This is a genomic window from Demequina sp. NBRC 110057, from assembly GCF_002090175.1.
GTDB lineage: Bacteria > Actinomycetota > Actinomycetes > Actinomycetales > Demequinaceae > Demequina.
The window spans coordinates 424,223-436,761 of sequence record NZ_BBRN01000004.1 but is presented as its reverse complement, the minus strand read 5'-3'; the positions used below and the strand labels follow the sequence as shown (position 1 = coordinate 436,761).

The 12,539-nt window shown below is 70.9% G+C and carries 8 protein-coding genes; 2 read left to right on the top strand and 6 right to left on the bottom strand.

Translation table 11 applies throughout. The features are described from left to right. Nucleotides 1-5 precede the first annotated feature (5 nt). Together zapE and gndA are read right to left on the bottom strand one after the other, a co-directional pair. Entirely contained in the window at nt 6-983 is a 978-nt protein-coding gene (gene zapE / locus B7K26_RS06950) for a cell division protein ZapE (protein ID WP_084078191.1), read from the bottom strand. A 94-nt stretch (nt 984-1,077) separates the two neighbouring features. Continuing rightward, on the bottom strand, nt 1,078-2,514 hold the full coding sequence (gene gndA, locus B7K26_RS06945; protein WP_084078190.1) for an NADP-dependent phosphogluconate dehydrogenase: 1,437 nt from the start codon (nt 2,512-2,514) through the stop codon (nt 1,078-1,080). A gap of 113 nt (nt 2,515-2,627) precedes the next feature. Between gndA and B7K26_RS06940 the strand changes: the two genes are divergently transcribed. Together B7K26_RS06940 and B7K26_RS06935 are read left to right on the top strand one after the other, a co-directional pair. Beyond that, nucleotides 2,628-3,188, top strand: coding sequence for a DUF3000 domain-containing protein (locus tag B7K26_RS06940; RefSeq protein WP_084078189.1), 561 nt, complete (start codon nt 2,628-2,630; stop codon nt 3,186-3,188). After that, the gene (locus B7K26_RS06935) at nt 3,185-4,453 is read left to right on the top strand and encodes an HRDC domain-containing protein (protein WP_084078188.1); all 1,269 of its coding nucleotides are present in this window, start codon (nt 3,185-3,187) and stop codon (nt 4,451-4,453) included. The genes B7K26_RS06940 and B7K26_RS06935 overlap by 4 nt, the downstream gene beginning before the upstream one ends. Nucleotides 4,454-4,575: 122 nt before the next feature. Here the strand turns inward: B7K26_RS06935 and dxs are convergent, their stop codons facing one another. The 4 genes from dxs to B7K26_RS06915 form a co-directional block, all read right to left on the bottom strand. After that, nucleotides 4,576-6,444 carry a 1-deoxy-D-xylulose-5-phosphate synthase gene (gene dxs, locus B7K26_RS06930; RefSeq protein WP_084078187.1) on the bottom strand — a complete coding sequence of 623 codons (1,869 nt, stop codon included), beginning with the start codon at nt 6,442-6,444 and terminating at the stop codon, nt 4,576-4,578. Nucleotides 6,445-6,545: 101 nt separating this feature from the next. Then, entirely contained in the window at nt 6,546-9,356 is a 2,811-nt protein-coding gene (acnA, locus tag B7K26_RS06925) for an aconitate hydratase AcnA (protein WP_084078186.1), read from the bottom strand. Between the two features lie 74 nt (nt 9,357-9,430). Further along, nucleotides 9,431-10,627 carry a class I SAM-dependent RNA methyltransferase gene (locus tag B7K26_RS06920; protein ID WP_084078185.1) on the bottom strand — a complete coding sequence of 399 codons (1,197 nt, stop codon included), beginning with the start codon at nt 10,625-10,627 and terminating at the stop codon, nt 9,431-9,433. Continuing rightward, entirely contained in the window at nt 10,624-12,519 is a 1,896-nt protein-coding gene (locus tag B7K26_RS06915) for an APC family permease (protein WP_143340557.1), read from the bottom strand. The genes B7K26_RS06920 and B7K26_RS06915 overlap by 4 nt, the downstream gene beginning before the upstream one ends. Nucleotides 12,520-12,539 lie beyond the last annotated feature (20 nt).

The window sequence follows — 12,539 nt, the reverse complement described above, 5'->3', positions numbered from 1 at the left end:
CCCGCCTACTCCCCCGCGACCATCGCGAGCATGCGGCTGAGCGCCCTGTAGTACTTCTTGCGGTAGCCGCCGCGCAGCATCTCCTTGGTGAAGACCTCGCCGAGCGAGTGCCCGGAAGCGACGATGCGAACGTCCCTGTCGTAGAGACGGTCCACGAGCGACACGAGGCGCAGCGCCTGGGCCTGATCCGTGAGGGGCGCAACCCCTCGCAGCCCCAGCACCTCGACACCCTCGACGTAGGCCCCGAAGCGGCTGGGGTGCACGTGGGTGAGGTCCTCCATGAGGGCCGCCCACTCCTCGCAGGCCCCGCCGTCGCGGCTGCCCACGGCGAGCACCTCGTCGGCACGCGCGGGCGCGGGGAACGTGAGGTCGCCCCGCCCGCGATAGTCGGGTCCGTCGATCGTGATCACGTCGAAGACGCTCGCGACGGCCTTGATTTCTCTCTGGAAGTCATCCGCCGCGAAGCGGCCCTGGCCGAGCGAGCCCGGCAGGGTGTTGGACGTCGCCGCGAGGGCGACCCCGGCATCGGCCAACTCCCTCATGAGGCGGGCCATCATGACGGTGTCGCCGGGGTCATCGAGCTCGAACTCGTCGATGCAGACCACCGCGAACTCCTGCAGCGCACGCCTCGTGCCCTGGAAGCCCAGCGCGCCGACCAACTGCGTGTACTCGACGAACGTCCCGAACGCAGCTCGTTCGCCCACCTCATGGGCCAGCGCGGCAATCAGGTGCGTCTTGCCGACGCCGAAGCCGCCATCGAGGTAGACCCCGCGACCCCCGCTGGAGCGGCGCAGGAGGCCGCGCCTTCCCACCCCCTTCGCAAAGGAGCGCACGGCATCGACGGCCTCGCGCTGGCTCGGGTAGTCGGCATCGGGCCTGTAGGAGTCAAAGGTGGCGCTGTCGAAGTGGGGCGGCGGGACGAGGGCGGCGATCAGAGCGTCGGGCTCGACGTGGGGCCTGCGTCCGACGAGTCGGGCGGTCATGGGTGACACCCTAGTGATGGCGCGAGCACCCCTGAAACGCGCCGCGCCCCGGCCACCACGAGGGGTGACCGGGGCGCGGCGAGCGATCGAAGGCTTACGCCTCCACCTCGGAGCGGTCGCCGCCCCAGAGGGTGTGGAACGTGCCCTCGGCGTCGACGCGCTTGTAGGTGTGAGCGCCGAAGAAGTCGCGCTGACCCTGGATGAGGGCGGCGGGAAGGCGCTCGGCGCGCAGCGAGTCGTAGTACGACAGCGACGACGAGAACGCGGGAGCGGGGACGCCCGCCAGCGCTGCCTGCGACACCACCCGGCGCCATGCCGAGACGCCGTTGGCGACGGCACCGGCGAAGTAGTCGTCCACCAGCAGCGACGCGAGCGAGTCGTTGCGCTCGTAGGCCTCGGTGATGCGGTCGAGGAAGCGGGCGCGGATGATGCAGCCCTCGCGCCAGATCTTCGCCATGTCGCCGCGCTTGATTCCCCAGCCGTACTCCTCCGAGGCGGCCTGGATCTGGTCGAAGCCCTGTGCGTAGGCGACCACCTTGGACGCGTACAGCGCGAGGCGCACGTCCTCGATGAAGCCCTTGCGGTCCTTGATGTGGAAGTCGCCAGCGTTGCCGGCGAGGACGCCGCGGGCGGCCTCGCGCTGGGCGGTCTGCGAGGAGATCGCGCGGGCAAACGTCGCCTCGGCGATGCCGGTCACGGGGGCACCGAGGTCGAGCGCGGACTGCACGGTCCAGCGACCGGTGCCCTTCTGGCCCGCCTCGTCGACGATCACGTCGACGAGCGGCTTGCCGGTCTTCGCGTCGACCTGCTTCAGGACGTTCGCGGTGACGTCGATGAGGAACGAGTCGAGGTCACCCGTGTTCCACTCGGCGAAGATGTCGCCGATCTCGGCGGGCGTGAGGTTCAGGCCGGCGCGCAGCAGGTGGTAGGCCTCGCCGATGAGCTGCATGTCGGCGTACTCGATGCCGTTGTGCACCATCTTGACGAAGTGGCCGGCGCCGTCAGGGCCCACGTGCACGCAGCACGGGGTGCCGTCCTCCGCCTTGGCGGCGATCTTCTCGAGGATGGGGCCAAGCGTCGCGTACGACTCCGCGGGGCCGCCGGGCATGATCGAGGGGCCCAGCAGGGCGCCCTCCTCACCGCCGGAGACACCGGCGCCCACAAAGTGCAGGCCCTTCTCCTTGAGCGCGGCCTCGCGGCGGCGCGTGTCGGGGAAGTGGGCGTTGCCGGCGTCGACGATGATGTCGCCCTCCTCCAGCAGCGGCGTGAGCGCGTCGATAACAGCGTCGGTGGGGCCTCCGGCCTGCACCATGATCACGACGGTGCGGGGCTTCGCCAGCGCGTCGACGAAGTCCTCGAGGGTCTCGCAGCCGATGAACTCGCCCTCGGAGCCGTGCTCCTCGATGAGCGAGTGCATCTTCTGGGGAGAGCGGTTGTGCACCGCCACCGTGAAGCCGTTGCGAGCGAAGTTGCGGGCGAGGTTGCGCCCCATCACCGCGAGTCCTGTCACACCGATCTGGGCCTGCGCCATGTGTCCGTCCTTTGAATTTTCGGGGATAGAGGTCGGTACCGCGCTCCAGCCTAGTGGCCCCGCGTCGCGTGGCGAACCGTGGGGCGCGGGCGAGCGCCCCTACTCTCGACGGTATGGCCCAGGACTTCGCGCAGGCGCCACCGGACTTCCGTGCGGCGCTCACGTCGCTCGCGTCCGCGCGCACCCGCTCGGACGTGGTCCTCGCCGAGGCGCCGGCGCCCGGTCGCCTCGCCCCCTATGCCGTCGCGATCAGCGGCGAGCTTCACGGGGACGATGCCCACGCGAGCGGCCGCTTTGTCCTCCTGCACGATCCGGACGGCCACGACGCCTGGGACGGGCGCTACCGCGTGGTGGCGCTCGTAAAGGCGCAGGTGGAGCCCGAGGTGGGGGCCGACGAGATGTGGGCCGACGTGGCCTGGTCATGGCTCGAGGAGTCCCTCGACGGGGTGCCGCATCGCGCGCGGGGAGGAACGGTCACGAAGGTGACGAACTCCTCCTACGGCGAGCTCGCGGAGCGTCCCGACGAGGTGCACGTCGAGCTGCGGGTGTCCTGGACCCCGCTGGACAACGATATGGAGCCGCACGTGCAGGCGTGGACCGACCTGCTCGCCACCTGCGCGGGCGTGCCTCCCCTTCCTGAAGGAGTAACGATGCTGCCGGGACGCCACGCATGAGCGACGCCCCCCTCGAGGACGAGGCTCCGGCCGCCGTCCCCCTCACCGAGCCCGCCGACGGCGTGCCGCAGGTGATCGCGACGGAGGACGGCCTGCGCCGGATGGCCGCCGCCTTCGCCGCCGGTACCGGCCCCATCGCGGCCGATGCCGAACGCGCCTCGGGTTTCCGCTACGGCCAGGCGACCTACCTCGCGCAGTTCAAGCGCGCCGGGGCGGGCATCGCCCTCGTCGACACCGCGGCGCTTCCCGACCTGTCGGTTCTGAACGACGCCTTCGGCGACGCCGAGTGGGTCTTCCACGCCGCGAGCCAGGACCTTCCCGGCATGCACGACCTCGGCCTGTCCCCCGCATCGGTCTTCGACACGGAACTCGCGGCGCGGCTGCTGGGCTGGCCCAAGGTGGGCCTCGCCGCCGTCGTGGAGCGCGAGCTGGGGCTCGCGCTCGCCAAGGAGCACTCGGCCCAGGACTGGTCGACCCGACCGCTGCCTCACGACTGGCTGGTGTACGCCGCGCTCGACGTGGAGGTCCTGCTCGAGCTGCGCGAGGCCATGCTCGGCCACCTCGAGGAAGCAGGGAAGCTCGAGTGGGCTCGCCAGGAGTTCGAGGCGGTCCGCCTGGCTCCCCCGCCGCCCCCGCGCGTCGACCCCTGGCGACGCACCTCCGGGTCCCACCAGCTTCGCGACCAGCGCGGGCTCGCCGTCGTTCGCGCGCTGTGGGAGGAGCGCGACAGGGTGGCCCAGCAGCGCGACACCTCCCCCGGGCGGATTCTGCGTGACGCGGCGATCGTCGCCGCCGCTCAGGCCAAGCCCACGTCGCTTGCCGCGCTCCTGCAGGTGCGCGAGTGGCAGTCCCGCGGCACCAAGCGCGCGGCACCGCGGTGGTACCCGGTGATCGAGAAGGCCCTGCGCCTGCCGGACTCCAAGCTTCCCGCCAAGCGCGGCCCGCGCGGAGACGGTCCGCCGCAGCCGCGCATGTGGAAGGACAAGCGTCCCGAGGCTGCCGCGCGCCTCGAGGCCGCCAAGCCGCGCATGGCCGAGCTCGCGGAGCGCATCGGCATGCCTATCGAGAACGTGCTGCAGCCCGACGCGATGCGCCGGGCCTGCTGGGAGCACCGCGGTGGCGGCGAGGACGAGATCCGCGCGCTGCTCGCCTCGCGGGACGCTCGCCAGTGGCAGATCGACCTCACCGCGCCGATGCTCGCGGAGGCCTTCGTCGAGGCCGCCGAGGCATCGGCCACCGACGCGGCCACAGCGGACCCCGCCTAACCTCTCCGACATACGCACCACTCAGGGCCTCGACACGCCGGAGCCACCGCCTCGCAGCGGTCGCCCACCGGAGTGTCGGGGCCCGATCTGGTTCGAAGTGAGGCCGAGGACGGTGAGGCGGGTCAGTCGAGGGCGGCGATGACGGTGTCGGCGATCGCCGACGACTCGAGCCCCACCTGCTCGACGATCTGCGCGCGCGAGGCGTGGCTGAGGAACTCGCGGGGCACGCCGTGGTGGCTCCATGTCGCGGGGTGGCCGAGCACGCGGGCGTAGTCGGCCCACTCCTGTCCCACGCCGGCGTCCACGAGGCCGTCCTCGACCGTGACGATCAGCTCGGCATCGCCCATGAGGGCATCGAGACCGTCGGGCACAGGGTGCACCCAGGTGGCTGTGGCCGCGACGACGTCGATTCCCTCCGCGGCGATCTTGGCGGCGGTGTCGATGGCGGTGGGCGCCATGGATCCGAGCCCCAGGACCACCACGCGCGGAGACGAGCCGTGCTCGGCGAGCACGTCAAGGTCGCCCACGGAGCGCAGCGCGGGGAGGTCGTCGCCGACGGGCCCCTTGGGGTAGCGCACCACGGTGGGGGCGTCGTCGACGTCGATGGCCTCGCGGAAGGCGCGACGCAGCGTCGACGCGTCACGGGGGGCCGCGATGCGCAGCCCCGGCACGTGTCGCAGGAGCGCCATGTCCCACATGCCGTTGTGGCTGGGGCCGTCGTCGCCGGTGATCCCGGCGCGATCGAGCATGAAGGTCACGCCGGCGCCGTGGAGCGCGACGTCCATGAGCACCTGGTCGAACGCGCGGTTGAGGAAGGTGGCGTAGACGGCGAACACGGGGTGCAGCCCCGCGAACGCGAGGCCGGCGGCCGACGTCACGGCGTGCTGCTCCGCGATGCCGACGTCGATGACGCGGTCGGGGAACTCGTCGGCCATGGGCTGCAGCCCCACGGGCGCGAGCATCGCGGCGGTGAGCGCCACCACGTCGTCACGCTCGCGGGCGACGTCGAGGATCTCCTGTGCGAACACCTTGGTCCAGCCGAACCTGGACTGCTTGACGGGCAGTCCGGTCTCGGGGTGGATGACTCCCACGGCGTGGAAGCGGTCGGCGACGTCCTCCTCCGCTGGCGTGTAGCCGCGGCCCTTCTCGGTCAGCACGTGGACGATGACGGGGCCGCCATACGCCTTGGCGTGCGACAGCGCAGCCTCGACCTGCGTGAGGTCGTGGCCGTCGACGGGGCCCACGTACTTGAGTCCCAGGTCCTCGAACATTCCGGGCTCGGTGATGAGGCCCTTGACCGCCCGCTTGCCATGCATAAGCGTCTGGTAGGTGAAGTTGCGGGCCCAGCCGCGGCCCTGGAAATTGCGCTTGCCCCAGCCGAGGAACTGCTCGTAGCGCGGGTCCGTGCGGATGCCGTCGAGGCGGCGGGCGAGGCCGCCGATGGTCGGCGCGTAGGAGCGGCCGTTGTCGTTGACCACGATCACGACGCGGTCGTGGGAGGCCGCGACGGAGTTCAGGGCCTCCCAGGCCATGCCGCCCGTGAGCGCCCCGTCGCCAATCACTGCCACCGCGGTGCGGTCGTCCTCGCCGCGCAGCGTGTAGCCGCGCGCGATGCCCGCCGCCCACGACACGGCTGTAGAGGCGTGCGAGTTCTCGACGATGTCGTGCTCGGACTCGGAGCGCTGCGGGTAGCCCGCGAGCCCTCCCCTGGTGCGCAATTGCGAGAAGTCGCGCCTGCCGGTGAGCAGCTTGTGCACGTAGGACTGGTGCCCGGTGTCGAACACGAGGCTGTCGCGCGGTGAATCAAACACGCGGTGTAGGCCAAGGGTGAGTTCGACGACGCCGAGGTTGGGCCCCAGGTGACCGCCGGTCAGCGAGACCGACGAGACGAGGTAGTCGCGGATCTCCTGCGCCAGCCCGGCGAGCTCGTCCCGCGTCAATCCGTCCAGATCACGCGGCGACTCGATGCGCTCCAGCACGCAGTCCTCCATTCCTCAGGTGTCGGTCCACTGTACGTGGTCACGGGGACCACACGACGACGCGCCGGCCCCGCCGTGAGGCGGGACCGGCGCGGGTTGCCGTGGCGGTGTCGTCAGGCGGTCACGAGCGACCGCAGCACGTACTGCAGGATGCCGCCGTTGCGGAAGTAGTCGGCCTCACCGGGCGTGTCGACACGCACCACCGCGTCGAACTCGACGACGGTGCCGTCACCCTTGGTGGCCTTCACGGGCAGCGTCTTGGGGTGCTTGCCCTCGGAGAAGGACGCGACGCCCTCGATGTCGAAGGTCTCCGTGCCGTCCAGGCCCAGCGACGCGGCGGACTCGCCCGCGGGGAACTGCAGCGGCAGGACGCCCATGCCGATGAGGTTCGAGCGGTGAATACGCTCGAAGGACTCGGTGATCACGGCGCGCACGCCCAGCAGGCGCGTGCCCTTGGCTGCCCAGTCACGCGACGAGCCGGAGCCGTACTCCTTGCCACCGAGGACCACGAGGGGCGTGCCAGCGGCCGCGTAGTCCTGCGCGGCGTCGTAGATCGTGTCCTGCTCGCCCTTGATGAAGTTGAAGGTGAAGCCGCCCTCGACGCCGTCAAGCAGCAGGTTCTTCAGGCGGATGTTCGCGAACGTGCCACGGATCATCACCTCGTGGTTGCCGCGACGCGACCCGTAGGAGTTGAAGTCGCGGCGCTCCACGCCGTGCTCGGCGAGGTACACGCCGGCGGGACTGTCGGGCTTGATCGCGCCGGCCGGCGAGATGTGGTCGGTCGTGACCGAGTCGCCGAGCAGCGCAAGGGCGCGAGCCCCCGCGATGTCCTCGACGGGCTCGGGCTCGGCGCCCATGCCCTCGAAGTACGGGGGCTTGCGCACGTAGGTCGAGTCATCGGACCACTCGAAGGTCTTGCCGTCGGGCGTGGGCAGCTGCTGCCAGCGAGCGTCGCCCGCGAACACGTCCGCATAGTCCTTGGCGAACATGTCCTCGGTGATCGACGAGCCGACGATCTCCTCGACCTCGGCAGCGGAGGGCCAGATGTCGCGAAGGAACACGTCGTTGCCATCGGTGTCCTGGCCCAGCGGGTCGGTCTCGAAGTCGTGGTCCATGGTGCCGGCCAGCGCGTACGCGATGACGAGCGGGGGCGACGCGAGGTAGTTCATCTTCACGTCGGGGTTGATGCGGCCCTCGAAGTTGCGGTTACCCGACAGGACCGAGACGACCGCGAGGTCGTTGTCGTTGACGGCCTGCGAGACCTCCTCGGGAAGCGGGCCCGAGTTGCCGATGCACGTGGTGCAGCCGTAGCCCACCAGGTGGTAGCCGAGCGCCTCGAGGTCGGGCCACAGGCCGGCCTTCTCGTAGTAGTCGGTGACGACCTGCGATCCGGGGGCCATCGACGTCTTCACCCAGGGCTTGACGTTGAGGCCGCGCTGGTTCGCGTTGCGCGCCAGCAGCGCCGCGGCGAGCATCACCGAGGGGTTCGACGTGTTGGTGCACGACGTGATCGACGCGATGACGACGGCGCCGTGGTCGATGGCGGTCTCGGTGCCGTCGGCGAGCGTCAGCGGCACGTGCTTGTGTGGGCGGCGCTTGCTGATGTCGGCGCTCGACTCGCGGGGCGCAGGGGCGTCCTCCGCGTGGGCCTCGGCGGCGATCGGGTCGGACGCGGGGAAGGTCTCCTCCACGGACTCGTCGAGCCCGGTGAGCTCCTCGTGCTCCGCGTAGTTGAGGATCGACTTGCCGAAGGACGCCTTCGCGTCGGTCAGCTCGATGCGGTCCTGCGGACGCTTAGGCCCGGCGATCGAGGGAACGACCGTCGACAGGTCAAGCTCGAGGTACTCGGAGAACACCGGCTCCACGTAGCCCTCAGCCGAGGGGTCGTGCCACATTCCCTGTTCCTTGCAGTACGCCTCGACCAGCTTGACCTGGTCCTCGGAGCGACCGGTGAGCTTCAGGTAGTCGATGGTGACGCCGTCGATCGGGAAGATCGCGGCCGTCGAGCCGAACTCGGGCGACATGTTGCCGATGGTGGCGCGGTTGGCAAGCGGCACCGCGCCCACACCCTCGCCGTAGAACTCGACGAACTTGCCGACCACGCCGTGCTCGCGCAGCATCTGCGTGATGGTGAGCACCACGTCGGTCGCGGTGGCGCCGGCGGGGATCGCGCCGGTGAGCTTGAAGCCGACCACGCGAGGGATCAGCATCGACACGGGCTGGCCCAGCATGGCCGCCTCGGCCTCGATGCCGCCCACGCCCCAGCCGAGCACGCCAAGGCCGTTGATCATGGTGGTGTGCGAGTCGGTGCCGACGCACGAGTCGGGGTACGCCTGCGTGACGCCGTCCGCGTCCTTGGTCATGACGCCGCGAGCAAGGTACTCGAGGTTGACCTGGTGCACGATGCCGGTGCCCGGGGGCACCACCTTGAAGTTGTCGAAGGCGGTCTGGCCCCAGCGCAGGAACTGGTAGCGCTCACGGTTGCGCTCGTACTCGAGGTCGGTGTTGCGCTCGAGCGCGTCCTTGCGGCCGAACACGTCGATGACGACGGAGTGGTCGATGACCATCTCGGCGGGGGCGAGCGGGTTGATGACCGACGGGTCGCCGCCCAGCTCGGCGACGGCCTCACGCATGGTGGCGAGGTCGACGACGCAGGGGACGCCGGTGAAGTCCTGCATCACCACGCGCGCGGGGGTGAACTGGATCTCGGTGTCGGGGTCGGCCTGCGGGTCCCACGTCGCCAGGGCGTTCACGTGCTCGGCGGTGATGTTGGCGCCGTCCTCGGTGCGCAGCAACGCCTCCGCGAGGACCTTGAGCGAGAAGGGAAGCTTCTCCAGCCCGGGGACTGCCCCGAGCCGGTAGATCTCGTAGGACTTTCCGTCCACGTCCAGCGTGGCCTTGGATCCCAGCGTGTTCTCGCTCATGCAGTAACCTCCCGTGGTTATCGTCCGGCGACCATCCTATCGGCCATGACGGACACGGTTGACCCTTGGTCCGGTCAACGAGAGGTAAAGGTCGCGACGGTCTCCACGTGGTGCGTCATCGGGAACAGGTCGTGAGCCTCGGCATCCACCAGGTCGTACCCGCGCTCGTCGAGCAGGGCGGTGTCGCGCGCGAGTGCCACCGGGTCGCACGCGACGTACACCAGCCGCGGGGCGCCGGTCGCGGCGACGGCGTCGAGCGTGGCTCGCCCGGCACCCGAGCGAGGCGGGTCAAGCACGATCGCGTCAAGGTGGCCGATGCCGCCGGCAAGCGTGCGGCGCACGTCGCCGGGGACGATGCTCGCCGAGGGGTGGTGGTGAAGGTTGCGCCGTGCGGCGCGGGAGGCGCCGCGGTGCGCCTCGACGGAGACGACCTCGCGTCCCGAGTCGGCGAGCGGGAGCGTGAAGAGGCCGGCGCCGGCGTAGAGGTCGGCGACGCGTGCGGCGTCCCCCACCCGGCCGAGGACCTCGCCCACGAGGACCGCGGGGGCCGCGCGGTGCACCTGCCAGAAGCCGTCGGCGTCCACCTTGTACTCCCAGGTGCGCTCCCTCACGGTGACGCTCTCGCGCAGGGTGCGCGGGGCGTTCGGCCTCGCGTCGACCCTTCCCGCGCGCCACGGGTCACCATTCACGGTGACGCGCACGGTGCCGTCGGAACCCTGGGCAACGCCGATGCGCGCGCCGGCAGGGAACCGCTGGCCCAGCAGCGCCTCCTCGACCTCGGCGACCGCGAGGGGCATCGACGTCAGCGCGGCGACGCCGTCACCCCGGTGACGGTGCATGCCCGCCCTACCCTCGGCATCGGCCGTCGCCGTGACGCGGGTGCGGTAGCGCAGCCCGCCAGCCGCCTCGTCCCCCGGAGCCGGCGCCACGGCGCCGTCGAAGGCGCGGCCCGCAAACCGTTCGAACGCCTCGCGCAGCACCGCGAGCTTCCACTCACGCTGCGCGGGAAGCGCCACGTGGGCGAGCTCTCCCCCGCCGATGCCGCCGGCGCCGGCCTCGGGCCAGGCGCTCGGCACGCGGTCGGGCGAGGCCTCGAGAATCTCGACGGCATCGGCCCGCCACATGCGTGCGTCGTCGCCGCCCTCGGTGACACGGGCGAGGACCCGCTCCCCGGGAAGAGCGTGCCGCACGAACACCACACGGCCCTCGTGGCGGGCGACGCAGTGGCCCCCGTGGGCGGGGGCGCCGACGGTCAGTTCAATCTCGGTCATGGCAGCTGTTCTCCTGGCACGGGGGCCTCCTCGACCGCGGCGGCCTCCCTGGCGGATTCCAGGTGCCACGGCACGGCGGCGACCACGACGCCCTTGAGGCCCAGCAGCTGCTGGCGCAGGCGGGTGGTCGCGCGGTTGTGCAGGAAACGCTCCCACCAGCGGCCCACGATGTACTCGGGCACGTAGACGACGACCACCTCGCGGGGGTTCGCACGGTGAATGCGCTCGACGTGCTCGAGCGCGGGAGCCACGAGGTCGCGGTAGGGCGAGTCGAGGATGACGAGCGGCACGCCGGAGTCGATGCGACCCCACATGCGTTGAAGCTCGAGGGACGAGTCGCGGTCGGTCTGCACCGCGACGGCCTCCAGCGACGAGTGCCTGGCCGCCTTGGCATACGCCAGCGCCCGCATCGCGGGACGGTGCAGCTGGTTGACGAGGACCACGCCGTGGGTCGCGCTGGGCAGCGCCACGTCGAGGTCCTTCTTGCCCAACCGCACGTCGGCACGCACCGCCGCGTAGTGCTTGTTGACGGCGTGCATGCCGACGATCAGGACGCCGATAAGGACGAGGGCTATCCACGCACCGTTGACGAAGTTGAAGACCGCGACCACGATCCACACGACGCCGGCCACGACGGCCGCGACCACGTGGAGGGCGCGCCGGACCTGCAGGCGGGCGCGCTGGCCGCTGACGGTGGTGAGTCCCAGGCGCGCGGAGGTCCAGCGCACCATCGCGATCTGGCTCATCACGATCGCGGCGAAGACGCCCACCACGTACATGTGGATGAGCGTCTCCACCTCGGCGCCTGCCAGGACCACGACGACTGCCGACAGCGACGCGATGGTCAGGATGCCGCCGCGCAGCACGAGCCGGTCGTTGCGCTGCGAGAGCTGGCGCGGCAGGTAGGCGTCGCGGGCGAGGTAGGCGCCCAGGTTGGAGAAGCGACGGAACACTGCCATGACGGCCACGTAGAGGATGGCTCCGGCGAGGATCGCGATGATCCACACCACGGCGGCGTTGTCGAACACCTCCTGCGCGACCTGCAGCAGGATGGGCCCCTTGGACCAGCCGGTGATCCTGTACAGCCAGGACAGGTAGGCGACGGCGAAGAAGGCGACGGCCGATGCAGCGACCGCGATGACGAGCGTGCGCCCCGCGCGCTTGGCGCGCGGCTTCGCGTGGTTGGGGGCCGAGGACGCCAGGTGCTCGATGCCGGTCACCATGACGGCGCCCGAGGCGATGGCGCCCGCGTAGGAGAACCAGATGGACCAGGTCTCCGGCGCGTTCGCCGCGATGGGGTCGCCCACGGTGTGCTGGCGGGCGAGGCCGAACGCGAGCATGAAGACCACGACGACGAGGAAGCCGAACCACACGAACAGAAGGACGCGGGCGCGCTCGTGAACCGCGCGTAGCGCGACGAGGGTGATGAGCCCCAGCAGCACGACCCCCACGAGCACGTCCCAGTCCTGCCAGGCGGGGATGACGAAGGCGACCAGCTGCGTGATCGCGGCGACCGAGACGGCAACGGTGAAGAGGTAGTCGACCAGCACGGCGGCGCCCGTGACGACGCCGGCGTTGCGGCCCAGCACGTCACGCACCAGGCCGTAGTCACCCAGCGCGTCGGGGCGGGCGTGAACGTTGGAGCGGTAGGCGAGCGCGAGCAGCAGCATGATCGCCACGACGCCCAGCGCCATGAAGGGGATGGCGCCCTGCTGGCTTCCGCGTCGGAGCGCGTCGACCACGGCATCGGGCGCGTACGCCACGGCGGACAACACGCCCGCACCGAACACCGGCAGGGCGAGCCGGCTCCGCAGCGTCACCGGCGTCGCGGCATCGGTGGCCACCGGCACGCCGAACACCAGGCGCCTCAGCCGTTCCCATAGACCTCGCACGTCGCACCATCCTAGGGGCC

What these genes read in the sequence shown, in the direction of transcription:
- dxs (WP_084078187.1), bottom strand. Translation starts at nt 6,444, where the DNA reads ATGGAGGACTGCGTGCTGGAGCGCATCGAGTCGCCGCGTGATCTGGAC.
- B7K26_RS06935 (WP_084078188.1), top strand. Translation starts at nt 3,185, where the DNA reads ATGAGCGACGCCCCCCTCGAGGACGAGGCTCCGGCCGCCGTCCCCCTC.
- acnA (WP_084078186.1), bottom strand. Translation starts at nt 9,356, where the DNA reads ATGAGCGAGAACACGCTGGGATCCAAGGCCACGCTGGACGTGGACGGA.
- zapE (WP_084078191.1), bottom strand. Translation starts at nt 983, where the DNA reads ATGACCGCCCGACTCGTCGGACGCAGGCCCCACGTCGAGCCCGACGCT.
- B7K26_RS06920 (WP_084078185.1), bottom strand. Translation starts at nt 10,627, where the DNA reads ATGACCGAGATTGAACTGACCGTCGGCGCCCCCGCCCACGGGGGCCAC.
- B7K26_RS06940 (WP_084078189.1), top strand. Translation starts at nt 2,628, where the DNA reads ATGGCCCAGGACTTCGCGCAGGCGCCACCGGACTTCCGTGCGGCGCTC.
- gndA (WP_084078190.1), bottom strand. Translation starts at nt 2,514, where the DNA reads ATGGCGCAGGCCCAGATCGGTGTGACAGGACTCGCGGTGATGGGGCGC.